25 protein-coding genes and 1 pseudogene are annotated in these 25,885 nt (G+C 32.7%); 7 read left to right on the forward strand and 19 right to left on the reverse strand.

Annotated features, from left to right (window positions below; translation table 11 throughout):
• Positions 1-23 precede the first annotated feature (23 nt).
• Positions 24-1,358, reverse strand: a complete 1,335-nt coding sequence (locus AD998_19075; GenBank protein KOY87958.1) for a dihydroorotase — start codon at positions 1,356-1,358, stop codon at positions 24-26.
• A 53-nt stretch (positions 1,359-1,411) separates the two neighbouring features.
• On the opposite strand from AD998_19075, the gene AD998_19080 reads away from it, so the two are divergent.
• On the forward strand, positions 1,412-2,335 hold the full coding sequence (locus tag AD998_19080) for a hypothetical protein (protein ID KOY87959.1): 924 nt from the start codon (positions 1,412-1,414) through the stop codon (positions 2,333-2,335).
• Between the two features lie 103 nt (positions 2,336-2,438).
• Positions 2,439-3,137 carry a hypothetical protein gene (locus AD998_19085; protein KOY88283.1) on the forward strand — a complete coding sequence of 233 codons (699 nt, stop codon included), beginning with the start codon at positions 2,439-2,441 and terminating at the stop codon, positions 3,135-3,137.
• A gap of 11 nt (positions 3,138-3,148) precedes the next feature.
• Here the strand turns inward: AD998_19085 and AD998_19090 are convergent, their stop codons facing one another.
• The 9 genes and pseudogenes from AD998_19090 to AD998_19130 all read right to left on the reverse strand — a co-directional run bounded on the left by AD998_19090 (position 3,149) and on the right by AD998_19130 (position 10,857).
• Entirely contained in the window at positions 3,149-3,799 is a 651-nt protein-coding gene (locus AD998_19090) for an endonuclease III (protein KOY87960.1), read from the reverse strand.
• A gap of 103 nt (positions 3,800-3,902) precedes the next feature.
• Positions 3,903-4,508, reverse strand: a complete 606-nt coding sequence (locus AD998_19095) for an RNA polymerase subunit sigma-24 (protein ID KOY88284.1) — start codon at positions 4,506-4,508, stop codon at positions 3,903-3,905.
• A 259-nt stretch (positions 4,509-4,767) separates the two neighbouring features.
• Positions 4,768-5,055 carry a glutamyl-tRNA amidotransferase gene (locus tag AD998_19100; protein KOY87961.1) on the reverse strand — a complete coding sequence of 96 codons (288 nt, stop codon included), beginning with the start codon at positions 5,053-5,055 and terminating at the stop codon, positions 4,768-4,770.
• A gap of 95 nt (positions 5,056-5,150) precedes the next feature.
• A pseudogene (locus AD998_19105) lies at positions 5,151-5,819 on the reverse strand (hypothetical protein).
• A 113-nt stretch (positions 5,820-5,932) separates the two neighbouring features.
• A complete protein-coding gene (locus AD998_19110; protein KOY87962.1) occupies positions 5,933-7,144 on the reverse strand; it encodes a chromate transporter in 1,212 nt (403 codons plus the stop codon).
• Positions 7,145-7,151: 7 nt separating this feature from the next.
• Positions 7,152-7,877 (reverse strand): hypothetical protein, encoded by a 726-nt coding sequence (locus AD998_19115; GenBank protein KOY87963.1) that lies wholly within the window; start codon positions 7,875-7,877, stop codon positions 7,152-7,154.
• A 60-nt stretch (positions 7,878-7,937) separates the two neighbouring features.
• A complete protein-coding gene (locus AD998_19120) occupies positions 7,938-9,260 on the reverse strand; it encodes a 2-methylthioadenine synthetase (GenBank protein KOY87964.1) in 1,323 nt (440 codons plus the stop codon).
• Positions 9,261-9,332: 72 nt separating this feature from the next.
• Positions 9,333-9,905, reverse strand: a complete 573-nt coding sequence (locus AD998_19125; GenBank protein KOY87965.1) for a nicotinate-nucleotide adenylyltransferase — start codon at positions 9,903-9,905, stop codon at positions 9,333-9,335.
• Between the two features lie 211 nt (positions 9,906-10,116).
• Positions 10,117-10,857: a phenylalanine-4-hydroxylase gene (locus tag AD998_19130; GenBank protein ID KOY88285.1), complete on the reverse strand. Its 741-nt coding sequence runs from the start codon at positions 10,855-10,857 to the stop codon at positions 10,117-10,119.
• A gap of 67 nt (positions 10,858-10,924) precedes the next feature.
• Between AD998_19130 and AD998_19135 the strand changes: the two genes are divergently transcribed.
• Complete coding sequence (locus AD998_19135) at positions 10,925-12,787, forward strand: hypothetical protein (GenBank protein ID KOY87966.1); 1,863 nt, start codon at positions 10,925-10,927, stop codon at positions 12,785-12,787.
• Between the two features lie 57 nt (positions 12,788-12,844).
• Entirely contained in the window at positions 12,845-13,675 is an 831-nt protein-coding gene (locus tag AD998_19140) for a dioxygenase (GenBank protein ID KOY88286.1), read from the forward strand.
• Here AD998_19140 and AD998_19145 read toward each other — a convergent pair.
• The 5 genes from AD998_19145 to AD998_19165 are packed head-to-tail and all read right to left on the reverse strand — an operon-like array spanning position 13,668 to position 20,244.
• Positions 13,668-14,246, reverse strand: coding sequence for a hypothetical protein (locus AD998_19145; protein ID KOY87967.1), 579 nt, complete (start codon positions 14,244-14,246; stop codon positions 13,668-13,670). The genes AD998_19140 and AD998_19145 overlap by 8 nt on opposite strands.
• Positions 14,234-14,872, reverse strand: coding sequence for a hypothetical protein (locus AD998_19150; GenBank protein ID KOY87968.1), 639 nt, complete (start codon positions 14,870-14,872; stop codon positions 14,234-14,236). Before AD998_19150 ends, AD998_19145 begins: the two co-directional genes overlap by 13 nt.
• 22 nt (positions 14,873-14,894) lie before the next feature.
• Entirely contained in the window at positions 14,895-18,107 is a 3,213-nt protein-coding gene (locus AD998_19155) for a hypothetical protein (protein ID KOY87969.1), read from the reverse strand.
• Positions 18,108-18,136: 29 nt separating this feature from the next.
• The gene (locus AD998_19160; protein KOY87970.1) at positions 18,137-19,177 is read right to left on the reverse strand and encodes a hypothetical protein; all 1,041 of its coding nucleotides are present in this window, start codon (positions 19,175-19,177) and stop codon (positions 18,137-18,139) included.
• 11 nt (positions 19,178-19,188) lie between these two features.
• A complete protein-coding gene (locus tag AD998_19165; GenBank protein KOY87971.1) occupies positions 19,189-20,244 on the reverse strand; it encodes a hypothetical protein in 1,056 nt (351 codons plus the stop codon).
• Between the two features lie 136 nt (positions 20,245-20,380).
• Here AD998_19165 and AD998_19170 point away from each other — a divergent pair, with 136 nt between their 5' ends.
• Genes AD998_19170 through AD998_19180 form a run of 3 tightly spaced genes read left to right on the forward strand, consistent with a single transcriptional unit; the run spans position 20,381 to position 22,123 of the window.
• Positions 20,381-21,175: a hypothetical protein gene (locus AD998_19170; GenBank protein ID KOY88287.1), complete on the forward strand. Its 795-nt coding sequence runs from the start codon at positions 20,381-20,383 to the stop codon at positions 21,173-21,175.
• Positions 21,172-21,717, forward strand: coding sequence for a hypothetical protein (locus AD998_19175; protein ID KOY87972.1), 546 nt, complete (start codon positions 21,172-21,174; stop codon positions 21,715-21,717). The genes AD998_19170 and AD998_19175 overlap by 4 nt, the downstream gene beginning before the upstream one ends.
• A gap of 16 nt (positions 21,718-21,733) precedes the next feature.
• The gene (locus tag AD998_19180) at positions 21,734-22,123 is read left to right on the forward strand and encodes a hypothetical protein (protein KOY87973.1); all 390 of its coding nucleotides are present in this window, start codon (positions 21,734-21,736) and stop codon (positions 22,121-22,123) included.
• 3 nt (positions 22,124-22,126) lie between these two features.
• Here AD998_19180 and AD998_19185 read toward each other — a convergent pair whose 3' ends face one another.
• From AD998_19185 to AD998_19200, 4 genes are all read right to left on the reverse strand, one after another.
• Positions 22,127-23,227 carry a carbamoyl phosphate synthase small subunit gene (locus tag AD998_19185; GenBank protein KOY87974.1) on the reverse strand — a complete coding sequence of 367 codons (1,101 nt, stop codon included), beginning with the start codon at positions 23,225-23,227 and terminating at the stop codon, positions 22,127-22,129.
• Positions 23,228-23,257: 30 nt separating this feature from the next.
• Positions 23,258-24,025, reverse strand: coding sequence for a gliding motility-associated ABC transporter permease subunit GldF (locus AD998_19190; protein KOY87975.1), 768 nt, complete (start codon positions 24,023-24,025; stop codon positions 23,258-23,260).
• 134 nt (positions 24,026-24,159) lie between these two features.
• On the reverse strand, positions 24,160-24,855 hold the full coding sequence (locus tag AD998_19195; protein KOY88288.1) for a chemotaxis protein CheY: 696 nt from the start codon (positions 24,853-24,855) through the stop codon (positions 24,160-24,162).
• A gap of 9 nt (positions 24,856-24,864) precedes the next feature.
• Positions 24,865-25,866, reverse strand: a complete 1,002-nt coding sequence (locus AD998_19200; protein KOY87976.1) for a hypothetical protein — start codon at positions 25,864-25,866, stop codon at positions 24,865-24,867.
• Between the last annotated feature and the right edge of the window lie 19 nt (positions 25,867-25,885).

Genomic DNA, 25,885 nt, shown 5'->3' on the forward strand with positions numbered 1-25,885 from the left:
AGAAAATTCTCAGCCTTACTTTTTTACCTCTCAAACAACATTCTTTCGCCTTTTTTGCTTTCATCAAAAACACCATTGTGGTATGCCAAATGCCCTGAGACAATTGTAGCATAAATACTTGCTCCAAAAGTATGCCCCTCCAGAGGCGACCAGCCACACTGGTATAAAATATTACTTTTATTTACCTGTAAAGGCGTGTTCAAATCTACTACTGCCAAATCTGCCCAGTATCCTTCTCTGATGTAGCCTCTATTCTCAATTTTAAAGCAGATAGCCACATTATGGGCCATTTTTTGTACAATTTTCTCTAAAGAAATTTTGCCCTGTTTGTAGAAATCGAGCATCATAAGCAACGGATGCTGGATAAGTGGCAGACCAGCAGGTGCTTGCCAGTATTTTTGAGATTTTTCTTGAGCAGTATGAGGAGCATGGTCAGTGGCTATTACATCAAAATGGTCGTCTAAAAGAGCCTGAAACAACAAGGGCTGATGTCTAGCATCTTTGATGGCAGGGTTACATTTAATATTATGTCCCAAACGTTCATAATCATTTTTATTAAACCACAAATGGTGTACACACACCTCCGAAGTAATATGTTTCTGCTTCAAAGGAATATCATTTTGAAACACCTTAATTTCTTCAGAACTTGAAATATGCAAAATGTGTAAACGAGTTTTGTATTTTTTAGCTAATTCTGCTGCAAACGAAGAAGATTTGAGACAAGCTACTTCATCTCTGATTTCGGGATGACAATACGCAGGAACATCATCTCCAAAACGTTCTTTATAAATAGCCACTTGAGCCTTGATAGTTGCTTCATCTTCGCAATGAGTGGCAATAAGCATAGGCGTTTGGCTAAAAACCTTCTCTAAAATACTGGCATTATCCACAAGCATATTTCCTGTAGAACTTCCCATAAAAATCTTAATTCCACACACATCTCTTCTGTTGGTTTTGAGTACCTCCTCCAAATTATCATTCGATACACCCATATAAAATGAATAATTGGCAAGAGATGTTCTTGCTCCAATGGCATATTTATCTGCTAAAAGTTCTTGCGTGAGGGCATTGGGTACAGTATTGGGCATTTCCATGAAGCTTGTTACTCCACCTGCCACAGCAGCCTTGGCTTCGGAGTAGATAGTTGCCTTGTGTGTAAGCCCTGGTTCTCTGAAATGTACTTGGTCATCTATCACCCCAGGTAACACCATTTTTCCACTCAAATCCAAAACTTTTTGAGCTTCAGAAGCAGCAATTTGAGGAGCAATTTTTTCAATTCGTCCGTTTTTAATCAGGATGTCAGCTTGCGAAATTTTATTTTCGTTTACAATTTGACAATTGGTTAATAGTAAGCTCATATATTTTTGAAGATTTTTAGGTAGATTAGCAGTCGTAAAGTTAGAACAAGACTATGAAAATGCACAGAAAAAAAATACAGATTTTAACCACAACTCTTTTATTTGTGTTTTTGTTTGTGTTTTCTAATACTTTATATGCTCAACAAGATTCTACTACCCACAAAGATACCCTCAACAAAAAACGATTATTTTGGGTAGTTGGTACTTCCACAGTATTGTATAGTGGAACTTTAGTTGGTTTAAATGAGCTTTGGTATAAAAACAGTCCCAGAACCTCCTTTCATTTTTTTAATGACAATGCTCAATGGCGACAAATTGATAAAATCGGGCATGCTTATTCAGCTTATCACGTTAGTAGGTTGAGTACAGAGCTTTTCAGATGGTCTGGCTTAAAACCCAAAAATGCTGTGCTGTGGGGAGCGATCACCAGCCAACTCATGATGACACCCATTGAGATTTTTGATGGTTTCTCGGCTGAATATGGGGCTTCTTGGGGCGATGTGGTGGCTAACTTTTCGGGTGGGTTGCTTTGGTGGGGACAACACCAGATTTGGAATGAGCCACACATTCATTTCAAATACTCATTTCAGCAAAGCCCTTATGCACAATTTCGTCCTAATGTTTTAGGTAAAAACTTGAGAGAACAGTTGCTTAAAGATTATAATGGTCAAACTTATTGGTTATCTGTAGATTTACACCATTTTTTAAGAAAAGAAAAATTCCCACGCTGGCTCAATTTGGCTGTGGGTACAGGTGCCAACAGAATGGTATTTGCTAGAGAACCTGAAAATAATCTGAATGGATACAGCTCTTATCGTCAATATTATTTGAGTTTTGATATTCATTTACCCAACATCAGAACAAGAAGTAAATTCTTGAAGAAAGTTTTTTGGACTTTAGGCACTATTCGTTTACCTGCTCCTGCTTTAGAATTTAATAAAATAGATAAAGTTAAATGGCATTGGTTGTATTTTTAGCTATAAAAATTGAAATCATTTTTTATAATCCATGATACCAGAGTTTCAAAACCTTCTTTTGCTTTTAGAAAGCAAAGATGAACAAAATAGGGCATTAGCTTTCCTGCAATTTCAACACTACAAAGAGGAATTTGAAAGTCATTTTGGTTTTGAATACAACAAAAATACCACAGAGTTGATAGACTTTTTATTGGCAAATGAAGTTTTGGATTTAAAAATGCCTTTGTTGGAAATTCAGGAATTAGATTTAAATCATAAACATATTACAAATATTCCAAAGGGGGTTAGCTTGCTCAAAAATCTACACACCTTAAATTTAGAGGAAAATCAAATCCAACATATTCCTACAGGAGTTTTTGAATTGAAGAATTTACAATTATTATTTTTAGGTTGTAACGAAATTCAAGAGATTCCAAAAGAAATTGGCGAACTTACAAATCTAAAAACACTATGCTTATTTGTAAATCTTATAGAAGAATTGCCCAAAGAAATCGTAAAGCTTAAAAACTTGCTATATTTAAGTTTAGAAAACACTCGCATTCAAGAAGTTCCAGTAGAAATTACTGAACTCAAAAATTTACAGGAATTGGATTTACGCAATAACATAATCCAAGAAGTACCAAAAGAGATTAGAAAACTCAAAAACCTGATAAAATTACGATTGAGTAGTAATTTTATTACAAATCTCCCAGTAGAAATTGGAGAACTAAAAAATCTGCGACGTTTGCATTTAGAATACAATCATATTGATAACATTTCTGAAATCAAGATGCTTTTGCCAAATTGTGAAATTATTTTTTAAACAATAGTATTTTAATCTTCTTCGTGCTCTGTATTGAAATAATGACAAGCCTCTTGTAATGCACAGGTTTTACATTTGGGTTTACGAGCCACACAAATATATCTGCCATGCAAAATAAGCCAATGATGTGCTTTGGGTATCAATTCCTCTGGAATGTATTTTACCAGTTCTTTTTCTACTGCCAAAGGAGTGGTTGCTTTTTTGCCTACAAGTCCCAGACGATGCGAAACCCTGAAAACATGTGTATCTACTGCCATAGCAGGCTGATTATAAATCACTGAAACTATCACATTGGCTGTTTTTCTACCCACACCTTGAAGTGTTTGGAGTTCTTCGATGGTACTCGGAACTTCACTGTTATAGACTTCTACAAGCCTTTTGGCTGCTTCAATCAGGTGTTTGGTTTTGTTATTGGGATAAGAAATGCTTTTGATATAAGGAAAAAGCTCATCAAAGGTTGTTTTGGCTAAATCTTGGGGAGTTGGAAAAGCTTCAAAAAGTGTTGGAGTAACTAAATTGACTCTTTTATCGGTACATTGTGCAGAAAGAACCACTGCTACAAGTAACTGAAAAGGGTTTTCGTAAGCAAGTTCTGTTTGTGGCTCAGGAAAATTTTCTGTGAAATAATCCATTAAAAATTGATAGCGTTGTTTCTTTGTCATAGCTGGTTGAAGGATATTTTACAAAGAAAAGAAACAAACGCTATCAAAAAAAAGTTTTCAGAAGTTTAAAGTGGTATCTAGTGTACTTTTTCAGCAGTATATTTTAACAGTAAGCCATTAAGTATTCACCAAAATTCAAGTCATATTTTTCTGCTTGCTTACGCAAATTTATAAGAGCATAACGCATACGACCTAAAGCTGTGTTGATGCTTACGTTTGTTTTTTGTGCAATTTCTTGGAAACTCATATCCGAAAAATGACGCATTACAAGTACATCTTTCTGAGTTTTAGGAAGGCTTTCAATAAGTTTTCCTAATTTTTCGTTTAGTTCCGTTCTGATTTTCACTTTCTCAACAGACTCTTCAGAGAAATTCAGGTGGTTATTTACTTCTTTTCTTTCTTCAAGTTCTACCCAAGTAGCTTTTTTATTCTTACGGAAGTAGTCGATGGCAAGGTTATGAGCAATTCGGCAAGCCCAAGGCAAAAATTTACCTTCTTCGTTGTAGCTACCTTGTTGTACTGTACGAACGATTTTCACGAATGTATCTTGTAACAAATCTTCTGCAAGGTCTCTATCTTTAACAATATTGTAAATTACTGCATATATTTTGCTTTTATGCTTTTGTAATAATTTAGTAAAGGCTTTTTCGTCATTATTTTTAGCATACAAAGCTATAAGAACGCCATCGGTAAGAACTGGATTTTTCATATCACAAATACTTAGGTACACCAAAGTATTTGTCAAAATCATTCCAAAAGTCAAAATATTTGATGCCAAAATCAAAAAAATGCCAAATAAGCCAAAAAAAGCATATTTATTTTTAAAAAAAATATTTGTGTTTGTACAATAAGTATGATGAGTGTCCGTTTGCGGACAAAAAAATGTACGCTTTTAGGACAAAAAAAACACCAACATAAGACTTTTGCTATGCGGGTGTTTTTTATTATCTTTTTATATTATTTAAAGTTTATTCAATTACTTTAGGCACTCTAAAATAATTGGCATCTCTTTTAGGGGCATTTAATAAGCCTTTTTCGTGGTCTAAAGAAGTTTTTGCCACATCTTCTCGGAGTACATTAATTTCCTGAGAGATATGAATAAGAGGCTGAACATTGTCCGTATCAATTTCATTGAGTTTTTCCATCCAACTCAATATTTTGCTCATTTCTCCAATCATTTTTGTTTCAGATTGCTCTTCAAACTCCAATCGTGCCAAATGAGCTATATTTTGCAAGGTTTGTTTATCTATGTTCATGACTATTTAAGCGTTACACCAAATTTACGTAATTGTCTTTTGATAAAATTTTTAAGCGTTTCTTTTGCAGAAGTAGCTATTTTTTTAGTTAGTGTATCATCAGGGCGAGCCTTGAAAATCGTATCGTGATATTTGACAGCACCTTCACGAATATCAGTATAGAAATAAGTGTAGATAGATTTGCGTGTCATTCCTTCAGGGACTGTAATTTTTGAGTATCCATGATACGAAATTTCGTTGGTTTCAAAAATAACAGCTCTATTGAACAATGGAGCTACTTTTTTATCGCAGTTGGTCATATCAGCATTCCACATTTCAAGATCGCCACCGTATTCCGGTTTCCAGTCTTTGTTCATGTAGATAAGCATATTGAGCCTTCTATGTACATTTTTTTCTGCATGGATGTTGAAATCAATGTGTACATCCAAAAAACTACCATTTTTTCCTTCATGCAAACCACAACCCAAATTATCATCTGTTACAAAAACTTCTTCAATGCCTGTAACAGTTGCCATCCATTGGGCAAATTCTTTGCTCATCAAATCTCTACGCAATTCGGCAAAAGCAGGGTGAAAATCGCCAAAATTAGCTCCCTCAGATTTATTTTCATTCAAACCTGCATAATGTTTGGCAAGTTTTTCGGTAGGTGGAAATTGAGAGTGTAATGTTTCCGCTATCTCACTTTTCAGGAAATTATCCATGATGATGTGTGTATAGGGCTTTGCATTCTGAAAATCTTGTTTCAGAGCATTCACTTTTTCTATACTAAAATATGCTTCGTTAAAACTGGGGCTAGCTGTAAATTGTTGGCTTGTCATACAATTCTTTATTTTAAAATACAAAAATAAGATATTTTTAGAGATTGAATGATATTTTTTTAAGAAACTAAGAAACCCGCTAATAAACCTAATAACACCAAAAAAGGAGGTGGAATTTTAGTAAACTGCAAAATAATGAAGCTGATAACAACCACCAAAATATCCAAAGTCATGTCAGATGTGGGTTTAGAGAAAATGGGTTCAGCCATCAGTACTACTGCCGTAATTACAAGCCCTACGCTTACAGCATTGATACCTTCTAAAGAAGCCCTGACAGGTCTGTATTTTTTAAGTTCATCCCAAAATTGTATCACAAAGAAAATCAGCAATGTCCCTGGCATAAAAACACCAAAGGCAGCTAAAAATGCTCCTAAAAACTGCCCCCAAATATTAAAATCGTTCCCCATAGCCAAAGCACCAATAAATGCAGCAAAGGAAAAGGTAGGACCTGGAAGAATTTGATTGAGATTATAACCCAAATCAAATTCTTCTCGACTGATAAGTTTTTTGATATATACAAACTCTGTAAGCATCAGAGGGATAAGCACTTGCCCTCCTCCAAAAATAATTGTACCCGTCCTGAAAAAGTTTTCGGAAAGCCTGAAAGGTAAGCCAAAATCGTAACGGCGTGTGAGTTCACTCAACACTCCTAAAACCACAAAAATAATAATAAAATAAGTTAAATTTCTCCAACGAATTTTTACATTTTTGTCTTCTACTCGTTCATATCGTTTAAATTTGGTAGTCGTTACAATCCCACCAAACAAAATAAGTAAAGGCAAAAACCATTGAGGGTGATAGTAATAAGCTGCTATAGCTGAAAAAATCATCAAAACCATACTTGTCTTGGTTTTAATGATTTTCTGAATAATTTGGAAAGCTGCTGATAAGATAAAGCCCGCCCCCAAAGCCTGTGTGAAACGAGCAAAAGCAAAACTAATTTGTTGTTCTTGTAAATAAGTAACAAGTATTGCAGCCAATGTCATAATCATAACTGCAGGAAAAATCCAAACAATAAGGGTGAGATAAGCTAACCGAGCCCCTCCAATTTTGTAAGCAATACCTGTAATAGTTTGAGTAGAGGTAGGACCTGGAAGCATCTGACAGAGAGCATAAATTTCGAGAAGAGCTTCTTCTGTCAGGTAGTTTCTTTTTTCTACAAAAATTTTAAGAAAAAGTGCCAAATGAGCCTGTGGACCTCCAAAGGCTGTCCAAGACATCACAAAGATTTCTTTGAGGAAAATGAAATATCGGATTTTCCGAACATTCATTTGTTTATTACTGTGGATTTTGTTTACGATATTCTTCTTTTGTTACCATTTTATCCATACGAACATCCAAATGGTTATATCTTTCTTTCACCAAATTATCCATCTCTTTGAGTTTATGAGCTGTAGTTTTTTGAGTAAGATAAGCATATCCTACACTCAAAAATGAAATCATCATTGCTAAAATGGTAATAATCCATAAACCTGTGTTACTTTGCTCTCCTGTATTAGTTTTGGGTCTTTCTAAAGGGATAACAGTTTCTTCTAAATCAGGATTGGTATTATCTGTTTTGACTTCTGGATTTTGGGTATTTTCTTCTGTAGGTAGTGAAAGGTTTGAATCTAATAATGTTGATAAAGAATCTAAACCTTTTTGCCATTTAGTCAAAAATGTAGCATTTTTATTGATACGAGGAGCTAATTTTTTAAGTTCATTCAGAACTTCTTTTTTCAATTGTTTGATTTTATCCGTCTCAGCAGGAATTTGTTGATAAGTTTTATTTTTATAAACAGTTATCATGTTTTTTGAAGCACGTGAAGCATTGGGTACAGATTTTTCCAAAGATTGCAGATTTGAGCAATCCAACTGATTGGCTATTTCTGCTTTTCCTTGCATAACGTGGTTAAATCTAATGGCTTGACAAAGTATTTCTAATTTTGCTTTTTCAAATTCGGTTTGCCCCAAAACCTGAAAGTTATATAAAATACATATTAGAAATAAGGCTATTTTTTTCATACTAAAGTGAAATGTCTGTTTAATTGTTTTCGTAAAACTAAATAATTTCTATCTTAATTATCAATGATGTAGCTCAAATTCTTCTATTTCTTTTACTTCCATGAGCATTTCAGCGTTTATTTTAGTCATTTCGACTTTTTTCAACTCATTGATAAGTAAAGGGTCGTATTTGGCAACTACTCTTACATAATTTTCAGTAAAACCTTCCATCATACCATTTTCAATATCTTTTTCAAATAAGACAGTAGCTACTCTACCCATGTTTTGCTCATAAAAATACCTTCTTTTTTTATCTGAAAGAATGTGAAGCATTTTAGAACGTTCTTGGCGTTGTTGTTGGGGAACAACTTCATCCATTGCCAAAGCTGCCGTGTTATCCCTTTCAGAATAGGTAAATACATGCAAATATGAAATATCTAATTCATTTAAGAAATTATAAGTATCTAAAAAATCTTCTTGAGTTTCTGAGGGGAAACCTACAATTACATCCACGCCAATACAACAATGGGGCATCAAAGATTTTATTTTGGCAACTCTTTCCACATATAATTCTCTCAAATACCTTCTGTGCATAGCTTTTAATATTTTATTGCTACCAGATTGCAAAGGTATATGAAAATGGGGTACAAATCGTTTTGATTGGGCTACAAACTCAATTATTTCATTGGTGAGCAAATTAGGCTCTATACTCGATATTCTGAAACGTTCTATTCCTTCTATTTCGTCCAAAGCTTTGAGTAAATCTACAAAACGCTCTTGTCTTTTCCCTTCTTGTATCCCAAAGTCTCCAATATTTACCCCTGTGAGTACCACTTCTTTTACATCTGTTTTGGCTATTTCTTTGGCTTGGCGTACAATATTTTCGATGGTATCACTACGGCTTTTTCCTCTGGCAAGTGGAATGGTACAAAATGAACAATTGTAATTACAGCCATCTTGTACTTTTAAGAAAGTTCTTGTTCTATCGCCATAAGAATATGAGCTACAATAAGTTTGAGCTACTTCTTTGATATCAGAAGCAAAAACCTGCGTTTTTTCTTTACGTTCAAATGTCCCTAATAAATCTATCAACTGAAATTTTTCGGTGGCACCCAAAACAGCATCCACACCCTCTATTTCCGCAATTTCTTTGGGTTTGAGTTGTGCATAACAACCTATAATACTTACAAAGGCATTTGGGGAAATTTTACGAGCCTCTTTTACAATTTTTTTACACTTTTTATCTGCATTATCCGTAACCGAACAAGTATTGATAACAAAAATATCAGGGCTATCATTAAAATCAACCTTCTTAAAACCTCTTTCTTCAAAATTTCTTGAAATAGAAGAAGTTTCGGAGTAGTTCAGTTTACAACCCAGTGTATAAAAGGCTACTTTTTTCATAATTATTTCAAATTTTAGCCCGCAAAGAAACGTATTTTTCGTTGAATTTCAAAACTATAAGTCCAATAGATTTTACTGATAAAACTTCTTTCTATGTATCAATTCTTCTACAGCTTCGGGTACTAAATACCGAATAGATTTTCCAGATTTAATACTATCACGAATATAAGTAGCAGAAATATCTAACAAAGGTGCTTTGACTAACGTAACTTTGGGATGTGTATGAAATTCTGTTTCAGCAACATTAGGTCTGGGATAAACATAAAGGCTATAATATTCTAGTATCTTATCATAGTTTTTCCATGTTTTAAAATTAGTCAGATTATCACTTCCCATGATAATTGCAAATTCATGTTTAGGATGTTTTTCTTGGAGATGAGCCAGTGTATCAATGGTATAACTCGGAATAGGTAGTCGAAATTCTATATCACATGCTTTGAGTTTTGGATTATCATAAATGGCTTTTTCAACCATATCATATCTGTCAAATTCATGTAAGAGGGTGTTTTTCTTTTTGTGTGGATTTTGAGGAGATATAACCAACCAAACTTGTTCCAAATCTGTATATTCTACCATATTATTGGCTAAAATCAGATGTCCTACATGGATTGGATTGAAAGAGCCAAAAAATAAGCCTATTTTCATAATGAATGCTTTTGGGAAAGTGCATAATTAAGAAAAATCTGGAAAAAATAAAAACGACAATACGAAGGTATTGTCGTTTTTCTAAAGCAACTTTTGAGTTGCTAAACACCACTAAAACTATTTTGATTCAAAGGTATAGATAAAAAATTTCACCTAAAAATGACTTTAGGTGAAATGTATATTTTACTCGGTGAAATTAGATGTTACTTTATTAGAAAACCAACTCTTTATTCTCCACTACAGCTTTAGTTACTAACTTATCTATTTCAGGAACAGATGAATATAATTGTTCATAAGAATCAATTACAAAATATTTCATCTGAAATTTATCTTTGATATAAGGAGTATCCAAAATGCCTTGTATGTCAAAAGGAACTCTTTGAGGAATATCACTATACAATGAATAATCTGTTTCACCTGACGAAGACAAAATACCTGCTCCATAAATACGAAGTCCTTCTTTTTCTTGTATCAAACCAAATTCTACGGTGTACCAGTACAAACGAGCTATAAGCTCAATAGCTACTTCACTTTCGATGTATTTGAGTGCAATTTTACTCAAATCCACTAAGAAGTTACATAAAGGTTTATTTGTAAGCAATGGCACATGCCCGAAAACATCATGAAACATATCAGGCTCTTCCAAATAATCTAATTGGTCTTTTCTACGAAGCCATGTAGTAGCACAAAAGTTGCCATCACGCATGAGTTCGAAAAATTCTTTGTTGGGAATCAGTCCAGGAACAACATAAATTCTCCAACCTGTATGAGCTTTAAGTTTTTCGTTTACTTGCTCAAAATTCGGAATACGGTCAGCAACGAAACCAACTCTTTTGATACCTTCAAGGTACTCTTGAGTAGCTTTCCCTGGTAGGGCTTTCATCTGACGTTCAAACAAGGTCTGCCAAACTTCAAAATCATCGGCAGTATATTTATCATATTCTTGATGCATAAAAGTAAGTAAGTGGATGTTTCCCATATTTTATTATAGTTTACAAAGTTAAATTTTTTATTCGATAATGCAAAAAACCTTGCTTATTGGACTGAATAATTCAGCTAATTTTATAGTTTTGACTCATTATTTTATTGTTTTTACGTCTCTTATGTGTGGTATTCATTGTATCGTTGATATAAGTTTTTCTCTTAATCATGCCTCCATTGAAAAAATGGTAGCTCAATCTAAACACAGAGGGCAAGACCATACAAGCATCCTTTCCACTCAAACTGAAAATTATCAAATTTCTTTAGGACATAATCTGCTTAAAATCAATAATATTACTGATAAAAGTCAGCAACCTTTTACTGATGAGAATTATACCCTCATTTTTAATGGTGAAATTTACAATTGGAAAGATTTAGATAAAGAATTTAACTTTTTAAACCAAAGTAATTCAGATACTGAAACGTTATTTTATTATTTACAATTGGTAGCTCAAGACCTCAATATTTGGGGGAAGCTCAAAGGCATTTTTGCTTTTGTTTTTTGGGATAAAAAACAAAATATTTTACTTTCTGCGAGAGATACTTATGGAGTGAAGCCTTTATATTTTGCACTAAATAACAATTGTTTAACTTTTTCCTCAGAAATCAACTCTTTGATTGCTTCAGGGCTTGTAGATAAGGCACTTCACTCACCTTCTATACAAGAGTATTTACAATACAAATTTCCTTTATTGCCCAATACTGTTTTTAAAAATATTCAACACCATCCCTGCCATTTACAATTTTGGGATTTAACAAAAAAGCCTTTAGAATTACCAAGAGGTTTTTTGGATAAAGTTGAAAATACTATTCCAACAGAATCTAATAAAATTTTAACTCAAACCAATATTTTATTAGAAAATGCTATTCATCATCAATATTCTGAGCATTTTCCACCTGCTCTGCTATTAAGTGGAGGTGTGGATTCTACTCTTTTACTGGCTAAAAGTACAGAACTAGGCTACAAACTACCTTGTTTGAGCATTGTTTGTCATGAAAAAAACTTTACGCAAGACTCCTATTTTGCAAAACTTGCAGCCAAACAATATAATACTCATTTACAAGAAGTTGAACTACAAGAAAGACATTTAGAATTACTTCCCACTCTATTTCAAGAGGCAGACCAACCTATTGGAGATGGAGCAATATTTACAACTTACCTCATTTGTAAAGAAGCAAAAAAAGACTTCAGGGTACTTTGGAGTGGTGCTGGTGCTGATGAACTGTTTGGGGGTTATAACAGACATTGGGCTTTTTGTCAGTACCTTAAATACCCTTCTTTTTGGCTCATGGCTAAAAAAATTGCTCGGTTTTTGCCTTTTGGTCGTTTAGGAAAACGCTTTTTAAAGGGTATTGACACCTCCCCTTCTAAGACATTTATCAATTTTTGCAGTTTGGATATTTTAGAAAATAGAACTGCTACAAATACACAAATCCAAACGCTTGATGATGCCCTCCAATGGGATAGAGAGCAGTATTTGCAGGGTGATGTACTCAGTTTAACAGATTTTTGGTCAATGAAACATACCATCGAGGTTCGTGTTCCTTATTTAGATGATGATTTGGCAAATTTTGCAAGACAAATTCCTGCTAACACACTTCTCAGGCATGGCAGAAAATGGATTTTAAAACATTTGCTTGAACAGAAAGGAGGAAAAATTTATACTCAAAGAAAAAAAGAAGGTTTTGGACTTCCTTTTGGGCATTGGCTACATAATCCTAAAAATAGTTTTTTATGGGATTTTACTAATAACTCACAAAACGCTATCTTTGAGTATGTTCCAAAAGGACGATTTAACTATATTCTTCAAAAACACTTGAGTAAACAAGAAGACTACACTCAGGAATTATTTGCTTTGTGTGCTTTGGGTTGGTGGTTGGAAAAATATCCAAAAGTATAATTTATGAACCGAAAAGATTTTTTAAAGGTTTTAGGATTAGCATCTTTATCTTTCAGTATGAATTCTTTAAAAGACCTCAATAATTACGCTGAAGAGTTACCAGCCACAGAAAAAACACCTTTGCTTTTTTTAGGGCATGGCAGCCCCATGAATGCCATTGAGGAAAATCAGTTTGTGGAAGGCTTTAGAAAAACAGCTAAAACTTTCTCAAAACCAAAAGCCATTATTTGTATCTCAGCTCATTGGCTTACTCGTGGTACAAAGGTAACAGCAATGCTCAATCCTCGTACCATTCATGATTTTGGAGGGTTTCCCAAAGAGTTATTTGAAGTACAATACCCTGCAAAAGGTAGTCCCGAATTAGCCAAACAGGCTAAAGAAATTTTGCTACCCACAGAAGTAGAGTTGGATAGTCAATGGGGACTCGACCACGGAGCTTGGAGTGTCCTCAAACATTTTTATCCTGAAGCAGATGTGCCTGTCATTCAACTGAGTATAGATTACTACAAACCTGCTTCTTATCATTTTGAGCTTGCTCAAAAGTTACAATCTCTTAGAGAGAAAGGCGTTTTGATTGTAGGAAGTGGAAATATTATTCATAATTTGGGTTTGGTAGATTTTAGAAATATTAATACCGATAATTACGGTTATGATTGGGCTATTGAGGCAAGAGAATTAACCAACAAGTATTTATTGGATGGAGATTTCAATGCTTTGGTAGAATATCAGAAATTACCCAAGTCTATTCAATTGGCTGTACCCACACCCGACCATTATTTACCACTGATTTATACTCTTGGACTCAAAACAAAACAAGAAAATTTGAGCCTATTTAACGATAAATTGGTAGGTGGTTCACTTAGTATGACTTCTGTGAAAATTAGTTAGATTCTATTTTTTCCAAAATCTTTTTCTTCAACATCTGTTTATCTTCAGTATTTTCTATTTCAATAGATTTTTGAATATTTTCAAGGGCTTCTTGATATTGCTCCATTGCAAATAGAATCTCTGATTTTGTAAGAAATCCTATGCTTGCTTGAGGAAATTTGATTTGAAATTTTTCGATGCTTTTTAGAGCATGGTTTAACATTCCTATTTTTAGATAATCGTCAGCTATATCGTTCAAAATAGTTAAATCCAAACTCAACTCTTCACTGAAATTTTCTAAACCTTCTAACAACTGTCTTCCAAGGTTATTAATACCTAAATCTACATTGTTGAATCCATGCCACAAAAGATTTTTACTTTCTAAAAAGTAAACAAACCACTCTCCCCAACCCCAAGGAAAATATTCTAATTTATCTAACTTACTGGGGCTATTAGGCATTTCCGAGGCAAAAACAAGTGTTTTATACAGAATCTCTAATGCAGCCGAAGAGGCACAATTACAATAATTAAGTTCTTTTTTTAAAAATTTTCGAATACTCTCTAAATCATTGGGATTGATTATGATACCCATATTAAATCAGTCTTGTCTGTTTCTATAATCCATTTGTCATTTACTTTTTTCAAGAAATATAAAATGCCTCCTCCACATTCTCCCCCACATACCGAAGCAACATAAATACAAGCTCTATCTTTATTTGTATTGAATACCACTCTTGAAAAAGAGATATTTTCTTTAATCATAATATTTTTGGGATAAAACTCTCTATTCCAATCATACTCAAATACATATTGTTCTCTATATTTCGATTTAATTTTAGGTATTTGAAACTCTTCTGTTTTCGCAGAATCTGCCAATTTAATCACTAAAGGATAGTATATAGAATCTTCTTCACCATTATAAGAATGTTTAAGCGTCAATTCACCATTTATTCTTTTGGTAGCATTTTTTTTCAGGTTTACATTCCAAAGACTATCACCAAAGAAAATATATTTTTTTACTGTATCTTGTTTGGCTTCAACTTTTTTATCATAAAATTGGCATTTGTATTCTATGATGGTAGTTATTACTTTGTATTCTTCTTCTAATACTTTTTCCTCCGCATTCACACACGAAAAGCATAATATTATTGTGCTAAAGTAAATTAAAAATTTTTTCATTGTTTTTTCATAATAAAGGGCAAATAGAATTTGCCCCATTTTAATATAAATTTTTCAGTTTTTAAAAATCATATCCTAAAGAAATGAGCCAAGTAGGTTTATCCGAAATAATAAAATCTTCTATTTTCCAAGCTGCATCTACCTTTAGATAATACCCTAAGAATAAAGTTCTTGCACCAAACCCATAACTTGCAAGCCAAGGACTTTTAAAATTATTGACAATTGCTAAAAAAGGCTGACTATCAATGATAGTTGTGTTCAAATCGTTCTGACGTTTCCAAGGAGCTGAGTTATCCCAAGCAGAACCAATATCGCCAAAAGCAGTAAATTGTAGATTTTTAAAGAAATTTGAAGATATAGAATTTTGAAATAAGTATTTAACAATGGGAACTCTAAACTCTGCATTGAACAAAATAAAGTTTTTACCTGAAAGGCTGTTATAGCCAAAACCTCTCAAGTTAGTGGCAAACTCATGAAATAATAAATCTGCATTACCATTTTCAGGGTCTAAATTAAGAGGTTCTGCACCTCCAATTGCCAAATTTGCTGATTGGTTAAAGCTATTATCCATACCACCTAACATATATTGTTTAGGAGCTCTTCCTCCAAATCTACCACCACTCAAACGAGTTGCAAATACAATTTCCTTACTCAAAGATTGATAGTTTCTAATATCCACCAATATTTTATCAAAGCCTTCATTAATATTTGAAAAAGAAGGATTAAACTCATAATAAGCTTTGATACGAGTACCTTCTACCATATTTAAACCTTTAGGAATGGTGTTATCAAAGCTAAACTCGGCTCTACTATGTACATAACTTACATAATTAGGCTCTCGAAGTAGCTGAAGCAAGTCAACAGAGCGTTTATCCATATATCCTGCACTTAAACTCACTCTTGCAGAGTTTGTAAAAGGATATGAAGCAGTCATTGAAAAACGATTGGTTGCATAACGTTGAGCTACACCTACATTTGGCTGATTTACATACAAGCTTTTACGGTCGTAACGTCCTATTAAATCTATTCTATTTTTTAAGAACTGATATTCAGCAAAATAATTGCTACTTCTTAAATCCGAGAGTCCAAATAAACCAGCTTTCATTTTATGGTCTTCAAGCATATCACTAAGTTCGACTTCAAAAAGTAATCCAAAACCTCTTAAAGGATCAATAATGGGTGTTGTTACACTGCTTTCTGCTGTAAACAAAGGTTCATAAGGATATGCCCCCTTAATATCTATATCTGTTTTTGTTTTATTTTTGTTGATACTTGTATTTCGATAATCTTTTTTATTAGTTTCTGGGTTTGCCTTTATTTCTTTTACAACTTCAGGATCAAATTGATAATCATCTGTATCAATTATATTAGGGTCATAAGGGCGTTCGGGTAGAGTATCTTTCTTTATTTCTTGAGGAATTTCTTCCTTTGGAGGCTCTTGTGTTTCGGGTTCAGTTAGTCCTTTTTGTTGCATATACTCCAAACGAGGCGTAATAATAGCCTTTTCATTTTTTGCAAAATCAAAGTTTCTCTTCAAAAACATTCTGTCTTTACGTTTTTGCCATGCCCTAAATGCAAAGTCGTTGGTAGTAGCTGAAAAGCCATACTTTTTAATATTTTGTCTACTATTGGTAATTTGTCTGATTTCTTTAGAAACTAAATCCAAGCTATACAAATTATTAATCCCTGTTTTTCCACTCAAAAACAAAATTGTTTTTTCATCAAAATAAGAAGGTTGTAATTCTTTTTGAGGAGTATTGGTGAGTCTTACTAATTTATTAGATGACTCTTGAGGATTATAGTAAAACAAATCATAATTATCATTAATTGTTTGAAAATTACCCGCAGGCACATTCAAACTATCAGCTATTCTATTTGAGGAAAATATAAGCGTTTCATTAGAACTTCCTAAAAATATTGGGTCTGTATCATCATACAAATCTGTTGAGATACGTTTCATATTTCTTACTCTCAAATCGTACATGTAGATGTCATTCATCCCTGCTTGAACATCTGCAAATCCAACTCTATCACTGCTAATAGCTAAGGTACTTCCATCTGCCGAAATATCAAATCCTGTTACCTGATTAAAAAAAGCAAAATGTATTTCATTAACTGTTTTCTTTTTCTTTCCCAAAATCTGCATCACTTTGAACTGTGTCTTCCCTTTCTTTTTATAACATACAGCCAACTTATTATCATCCGACCATGCTAACAAAGGTACTTTTTCGTTTATTCTTTGGCTATTGAGTCTAAATCCTCCTCTTAAAACCACCTTACGACTCATTGTTTGTAGATTTCTTATAACAACTGCGTAATGTCCATTTCTATTCTCAGAATAGGCAACATATTTACCATCAGGTGAAATCTTTATATCATTAAAAATCTTTTGTTTATGATTATTCTTTTTAAATCTTAGGTCATATTCAAGAGCACTATGATCATCCATAGCTTTTTTTCCCATTTCTTCGTAGAACTTTTGCCACTCTTCCATAAAAACTTCATAAGGCATGCCCAATGTATTGGCAATGGCTTTTTCCTCATCTAAAATAATTTTTGTTAGATTCAAGATGCTAGAGATATTAGACTCTCCATATTTTATAGCAATATAGTTCCAAATGGAGTGTCCTACATATTGAGCTTCTTTTCCTGATAATTTGTGTGGACGTTTAAGTTGTCTATATTTTATAGAATTTCTCATATAATCATCCATTTCAGCACTCCAAGGTTCTGCAATATAAGCAGCCACTCCTGGCATAAACCAATCTGGTAGAGAAAGTAATGCCCCATTTTTCAGAATTTCTCTGATACTTCCTCCATACATCATTTCATTTCCAAAAATTTGAGCTATCCCAAAAGAAATTTCTTTTTTAAATTCTGCTAAACTACCTGTAAATGGTATTTCTATTTTAGGTTTGATGAAGTTGGTTTGCCCACCAACTGTTCTGCTATTTTCATTTTCTAAACCTACATTACTTTGTTGCAAGTCTGTTATAGAGTTATAAATAAAGAGTTTTGTTTTGGCAGAAGGATTATGTCCCAAAACAGTGGCTATTCTATCAAACTCATTTTCTGCATATAAAATGGCAAAGTCAGCTATTCCACTACCATAATCGTAATAATATACCTCAAAGTTTGGTGAGGTTTTCATACGCCAATCAAACTCTTTAAATTGAACTCGATTTTTACCAAAAGGTCTTTGAGTAATACCCTCTACTTGGGCTTTTAAAAAGAATGGAAATATAATAAGCAGAAAAAAAAGATAAATTTTCATATTTTGCCTTGTTTCTTAGTGGTTTCGATTTATTGAGGCTGTATCAAATCTTTGTCTAACAACACTTTATATTCTATATGTTCAAAAAAATGTTTGGCTAAATAAGGTGCTAAAGAAACCCCTTTACTACCCAAACCATTAAAAATTCCTAATCCTTGATATTTTGGATGCATTCCTACAATAGGTCTTCTACCTTTTGCAGCAGGTCTGATACCTGCTTTCTGACCTATCACCTCAAAATCTTTTTTCAGCAAATTTCTTGCCTTTTCTACCAATTCTTCTTTTGCTTTTTCAGTATTTTCCCAATCCAACGGATCCCAACTATATGTGGATGCTACTCTATACATCTGATCTCCTAATGGAACAATACTTACTCCTTGATTCACAATTCCTTGAAAGCTTGCATCTTTTATCAAAATATCTATCATTTCTCCTTTTACCAAACTAAAAGGCAAATTTGTAAAATAAGGATTTTTTGTTGCTTCAACTCCCTCACAAAAAATAATTTTAGAGGTTGAAAATCCTTTGTAATACAATTTATCATTAATTTCTAAAGCAGAATAGTCAAAATCTTCTTCTAAATATGAATCTTTTTCTTGAATAAAACAACGATAAGCCTCTAATAGTTTAGGCAAATCTACCCAACCCGAATATTTAGTTTCTAACCCTCCTAAATCATTATAAATATCTGATAAATAGTGCTTATCATCTACTTCAACTTCTATATACATACCCAAAATTGGGTTTGCAGTTTTACCCAACCAATCATTTTGTTCTTGGATAGAACGATATGGGCGATAAATAGGTGTCTTATGAAAAAATTGAATTTCAAGATTTTTTTCAAGATTTTCATAAAAATCTTTCATGAAAGGAAACAGCTCATCTGCTTTCCATGTTTTTACCAAACCCTTACCTGTCAATGGGTTGAAAATCCCACCAGCCACCAAAGAAGAACATTTTTTTTGTTGTGAACCAATCACTAAAACTGATTTATGGTTCTCTAGTAAAGTATAAGAAAATACTGTTCCCGCTATTCCCTGCCCTACTACTATGTAATCATAATGTTTCATGGTTGTGAGGTCTATTCGCCTTTATAACCAGATTCCTGCAAAACTTCTTGAGCATTTTCTAGTTTCATTACTTTTTGTAAGTCAAGATTTTTCTTCTGAGCATATCTTTTAAGAATCTCTAAACCTGTCCAACGAGCTATCCCACCAGGGCAATCTTGGCTAATAGGCAAAGTAAAAGGAGATTCATCCACATAATCTCTTTTTATTCGATTTGCTGTTTCAAAAAACAGCTTTTTATCTAAATAATGCTTCCAAATTACACTTTTATTTTTAGCAATATATTCCATTTGTACTGGTGTATAACCCAAAACTGTAGAATCAGCAAGACAAGGAATAACACTTTGTGTAAAGAAATATGTTTTAGCATATACAAGCATATCATTAAGCATAATGGGATTGTTGGGATTATATTCATTAAAATAACCACTCATCATTTCTGCCACAAATATAGGAATGTTTTTAGCCACATAACGTTTTGCCAAGTATTTAGGCACTGCCTCTGGTAACGGATATTTATAGTCTGTACCCAAAAACCAATCAAGTCCTATTACTAATATTTCATTATTTCTTGATACAAATATATCAGTTGCTTTATTTAAAGGAAAAGAACCAATACCTGACACACTAAAATACACCATAGGAGCTTTGAACTCAGGATAAAAAGCCTTGATATTTTTAAATAATTTTACAATTTCTTTCTCAAGTTCAGAAATATTAATTTTTTTCTCATAATCCATCATTAGACTATCTAAACTTGGCTCTTTAGCCATAGCTAAAAGCATTTCTTCTGCAACATCTCCTTTTTGGTTAGGCATTGTCTGTCTTTCCAAATAGAGTTGATTATAAAGTGGGTTTTCTTTTAAAGCAGTCTTTATTTCTTCCAAAGTATTGGCTTGCAAAATCTGTTTGTCTATTCTTTTAAAGAAAACATCTAATTTTACATCTTCTACGTTGGTTTGAGGTTTGGGCAAACAAGTGTTCAACTTGAAAGAGTCTGTTTTTTCATTTTTTTCTTTACACGAAGTAAATAAAACAATGAATACACATATATAAAGGTATTTGAACATAGTTGGTTGGGCTAAATAGCTATTTTATTTTTTGATTAAAAATTTAAAGTTCAAAAATAAAAAAATAAAAGAAAAGTTTGGCTTTATAAGCAAAAAATCGTACTTTTTGCAAAGTAATAAAATTTTAGATGATACGATGTACTCCAAAGAACAAATTACACAGATATTATTTTTAGATATAGAAACAGCAAGAAATACAAAAACATACCATGAGCTTTCAGAAGGGATGAAAAAAATGTGGGAATTAAAGTCTCAAACCCTTGAGCCTAAAGATGGTAGCATGAGTCCAGAAGAGAAATATTATGACAAAGCTGCTATTTATGCTGAATTTGGTCGAGTTATCTGTATCAGTTGTGGCTTTATTTATGAAAAAGACGGTGAAATGCACTTCAAAGCAAAATCATTTTATGGAAGTGATGAGAAAAAAGTTTTAGAAGATTTTAAACTTTTTTTAGATAGTTATACAGAATTATTGGGTAAATCAGGGTTTTATGATAAAAGAACGGATCAAGCCAAAAAGAAGTTTCATTATTTGGCTGCTCACAATGGGAAGGAATTTGACATTCCCTATATGGGCAGAAGATATTTAGTAAATCAGTTGGTACTTCCTCAAATGATTGAGGTGAGAGGTAAAAAACCTTGGGAAATGCCACACATCGTAGATACAATGGAATTATGGAAATTTGGAGATGGAAAGAATTTTACAAAATTAGAGCTATTGTGTAACTTGTTTGGAATACCTACCCCAAAAGATGATATTGATGGTAGTCAAGTGGGAGAAGTATTTTGGGAAGAACAAAATTATGAAAGAATTGCTATTTATTGTGAAAAAGACGTACTCGCAACAGCTCAATTAATGCTTAAGTACAATCTTTTTCCTCTTATTGAAGAAGATAAAATTCATTTTGCAGAAAAAACAGCAAATGTATGAGTGTACAAGTCAATACATTTTTAGAGAATAATCTCGAAATGCAACAAAAAGGAACACTGATGTTTTATAAAGGCATTTTTTCGTATTCTATTATTGTTGAACTAGGTCAGCATATTCGTAACGATTTACCTTTTTCTCCTACACTAAGAGAAAAAATATTCTCCATATTTATAGAATTAGCTCAGAATGTAAGTAGTTACTCTGAAGAACAAGCTTGCACAAACTTTGTGAAAAAAAACTCAGGAATAGGTAGTTTTCATTTATTAGAGAATAGTCAACATATTTATCTCAATACTATTAACAGCTCACAACCAGATAAAATCAATAATATTCATAAAAGAGTAGCTATAATCAATACTCTTGATAGAAAAGGGCTAAGAGAACTAAAAATGACTTTTAGAGAACAAGCAATTGATGCTCATACCAATAGTGGCAATGTAGGTTTAATTGAAGTAGCCCTCAAATCGGGGAATATCATTCATACTCATACAGCTTCTACTGATAGAGAATACATATCCATTACCACTAAAATTTTAAAATAATAAAACACCACATCTTATGAACGATTTAGTTATAAAAGGTGAGAAAAAAACCTATTTTACACCAGATGTAAACTTTTCTGCTAAAACAGGCATCTGTGAAATCGCAGGAGAATCTTATCAAGAAGAAACTTTCGAGTTTTTTAATAAATTGGTTGCATGGATAGAAGAGTTTATTTTTAAAGTAAAAAAACCTATTGTTTTCAACTTTAAACTAAGTTACTTCAATACTTCTTCTGCAAGAGCTATCCTAGAAATGCTCATACTCTTAAAAAAATATAAAGAATCAGGTGGCAATGTTGAAATCAACTGGTACTACCAAGACGAAGAAGATAGTACCTATGAAGAAGCTGAAGATATGCAATCACAAACAGGATTGCGTTTCAATATGATTCACTATGTTTTATAAAATCTAAACAGATAACATTTGCACAAAGTCATCAAATAAATATCGGGAATCGTGTGTCCCTGGCGAAGCCTCTGGATGATACTGTACAGAAAAAGCTTTTTTATCTTTTCTTCTGATACCTTCAATACTCTCATCATTCAAATTTACGTGTGTAATCTCTATAATTGTTGACTTCTCTATATCTTCTTTATTTACACCAAATCCATGATTTTGTGAAGTAATTTCACTTTTCCCTGTAATGAGATTTTTTACTGGATGATTCAATCCTCTATGTCCATTGTGCATTTTATGTGTTCCTATTCCACTCGCCAAAGCCAAAATTTGATGGCCTAAGCATATCCCAAAAAGAGGTTTATCTGTGTCTAAAATTTGTTTGACTGTCTCAACAGCATAAGGCATGGCTGCAGGGTCGCCAGGTCCATTTGAGATAAAATATCCATCAGGCGAAAATTTTTGCATTTCTGCCAAAGGAGTTTTGGCAGGAAATACTTGCATATACACATTTCTTTCAGAAAAACAACGCAAAATATTCTCTTTTACTCCTAAATCTAAGACAGCTACTTTATATTTAGCCTCAGGATTGCCATAATAATATGTTTGGGTAGTGCTTACTTTAGAAGAAAGCTCCAAACCACTCATAGGGGGCGTTTCTTGAAGTTTCTTTTTTAAGAATTCAATATCTAAATTTTCAGAAGAAATGACACCATTCATAGCACCTTTGTGGCGAATATGTTTCACCAAAGCCCTTGTGTCTATGCCTGTAATGGCTACAACATTGCTTTTTTCCAAGTAATTTTGTAAATTATCTGTGGCTTGATATCTCGAATATACAGAAGAGAAAGCATTACAAATCATTCCACTAATCGTTGGAGCTTTCGATTCTTGTTCAGAGTCTGTTACACCATAATTACCAATATGAGGTGTTGTATTGACTACAATTTGTCCAAAATAAGAAGGGTCTGTATAAATTTCTTGATAACCCGTCATTCCTGTATTGAAGCAAATTTCGCCTGTACTGATACCCTTTTTACCAACAGCAAATCCATTGAACAAAGTGCCATCTTCTAACAATAAAATAGCAGGAGATAAAAAATTATACTTCATAACATTCTTTTTATGGATACATTGAATATTTTACCACTTCCGACTCTCCAATACTATTTTTGTAGAAAAAAGCATGAGAGTTATTGCACTTGCAAAATAAATAATATTTCTAGAGTCTATTAGTCCTTTACTTAGTGCTGTATAATGAAAATCTAAACCAATCTGTTTCACAAAATAAGCCCAATCAGCCGTTTCATCTAATCTTGAAAGCCCTTCAAATCCAAAATACAAAACAAAGCATAAGAATACTGCCAATACAAAAGCTACAATTTGGTCTTTGGTAATAGATGATGAAAATATACCAATAGCTGTAAAAGTCATTCCCAAAAGTAATAAACCAATATAAGAACCTGCTATTCCGGCCACATCCATTGTGGTTTTAAGCACTACTAAACCATTCTTATCTTTGATTTCTACCATCGAAAGATCATAAACAGAGTAGAAATAGATAAAAGTAGGAAGCAAAGCAAATACAAGCAAAATACAAGCTGCAAAGTATTTTCCTAAAATAATGTTCCAGTCAGTCAGTGGTCTTGTAAAAAGCAGTTCTATCGTTCCTGTTTTCTTTTCTTCTGCAAAACTTCTCATAGTTATGGCAGGAATCAGAAACATGAAAATAAAAGGGGAAACTGAGAAAAATTTATTCAAATCGGCATAACCATAGTTCAAAATGGTAAGCCCTCCAATATCTAAAACCCAAACCATCATCCCCATAGCTATCAGGAATGCACCTACAACTATATAAGCTATGAGTGAGCTAAAAAAAGAGCGTATTTCTTTTTGTAAAATAACCAACATGAAAAGGTGAATTAGCGGATTGAAATGCTCCGCAAAACTATGATATTTTTTACTTTTACAAAAAGAGTTATCAATATAATTTTTTTATTCTTTTAAATATACTTTTTATTTCAAAGTTATTTTAAATAAAAACATTACTCAAATAATACTTTGATAATATCATCTCTTTTTTCTCTCGATATAGGTATCTGATGTTTTTCGATTTCGAGCATATTGCCATTGAGTACCAAAGCACTTTTTTTAGAAACAATATAAGATTTATGGACTCTTATAAACTGATTCTGAGGCAAGGCTTCTTCCATATTTTTCATGCGTTCAAGTGTAACATACACCCCTGAACCACATATAATTTTTACATACTCCTTAAGCCCTTCTACAAAAAGAATATCATCAAAATAGATTTTTCGTATTTTACCATCTACTTTTACACTGATATAATCTTTTTTTTCTGTTTCTAAAACAGATTCTTTTTTATGAGTTTCAAGTAGTTTTTTAGCCTTTTGGATGCTTTGTAAAAACCTTTCAAAAGAAAATGGTTTGACTAAATAGTCCACAGCATTGAGTTCAAAAGCTTCTACTGCAAACTCTGTATACGCTGTTGTAAAAATAGTAAGAGGAGGATTTTTAATTACTTTCAGTAAGTTTGTTCCACTTAAAAGTGGCATTTGTATATCTAAAAACAAAATATCAATTTCTTGATTTTGTAGAACTTCTATGGCTTTAAGAGGTTGTTTCACTTTATCCACAATTATAAAATCTTCTAATTGTTTGATGTATTCTTCCATCAAATTGAGAGCTAAATACTCATCATCAACCAATAAAACTTTCACAGACATATTTTATAAGGGTAACTGAAGATATGATTCAAATATATTTTTATGTACAGATGTTCTAAAAACAGCATTTTCTTTATAATGTAATGTCAATCTTTTTTTGATATTTGCAAGTCCCACTCCGCCTACTTTATCTTTTTGTTTATTTTCTATAAATGTATTTGTAGTCTTAAAAACTAATTTATCAGCTAAAATATCAATACTTATCCGAATATAACCATTTTCGTTAATTTCTATATCACTGTGTTTAAAGCAATTTTCTACTATTGGAATCAGAACCATTGGAATAATTGTTTGTTCTTGAATTTTTCCGTTTATCTCTAATTTTACATGAAGCGGGGTTTCTTGACGTAATTGAAATAATTCTATGAATCTTTCTATATTTTGAATTTCTTTCTGTAAAGCAACTTTTTCTTGTGAGCTCTCATAAATCACATACCTCAACAAATCTGAAAGTAGTAAAATCATTTTAGGGGCTAAATCAGACTTGACTACTGTAAGCGAATAAATATTATTAAGCGTATTAAATAAAAAGTGAGGGTTGATTTGAGCCTTTAAAAACTGTATTTCTGCCTGATTTTGCTCTTGAATAATTTTGATGTATTGCCTTTCGGCTGTAATTTTTTGCCTCAACAGTTCTAAAAATAAGCTCAAACCCATCAATGTAATAATGGTAAACACCGAAACCACCACTATTCGATTACCTGAAGCTAAAATAGGTACTTCTGGGATAGGATATATTTTGTTGAATAAATACCTCATACCTATAAGTATTCCTACTATCAAAAAGAACATAATGATATAATGTATATACTTTTTTTGAGGAATCAGTTTTTTAGCGACCCAAGTATTGGTGTAAAAACCCGTAATATTAAAAATAGTGTGAATTGTTGCCATCAAAATGCCTTGTTTCCAACCATAATAACTCGTAAAAAAAGCTATGGGAATGGTTATTAAAAATATCCATCCTAAAGTATGTAATGAAATTACAAAATTTCGGGTCGTCATATTTTAAGTTTGTTTTTTC

It is taken from the genome of bacterium 336/3, from assembly GCA_001281695.1.
GTDB lineage: Bacteria > Bacteroidota > Bacteroidia > Cytophagales > Thermonemataceae > Raineya.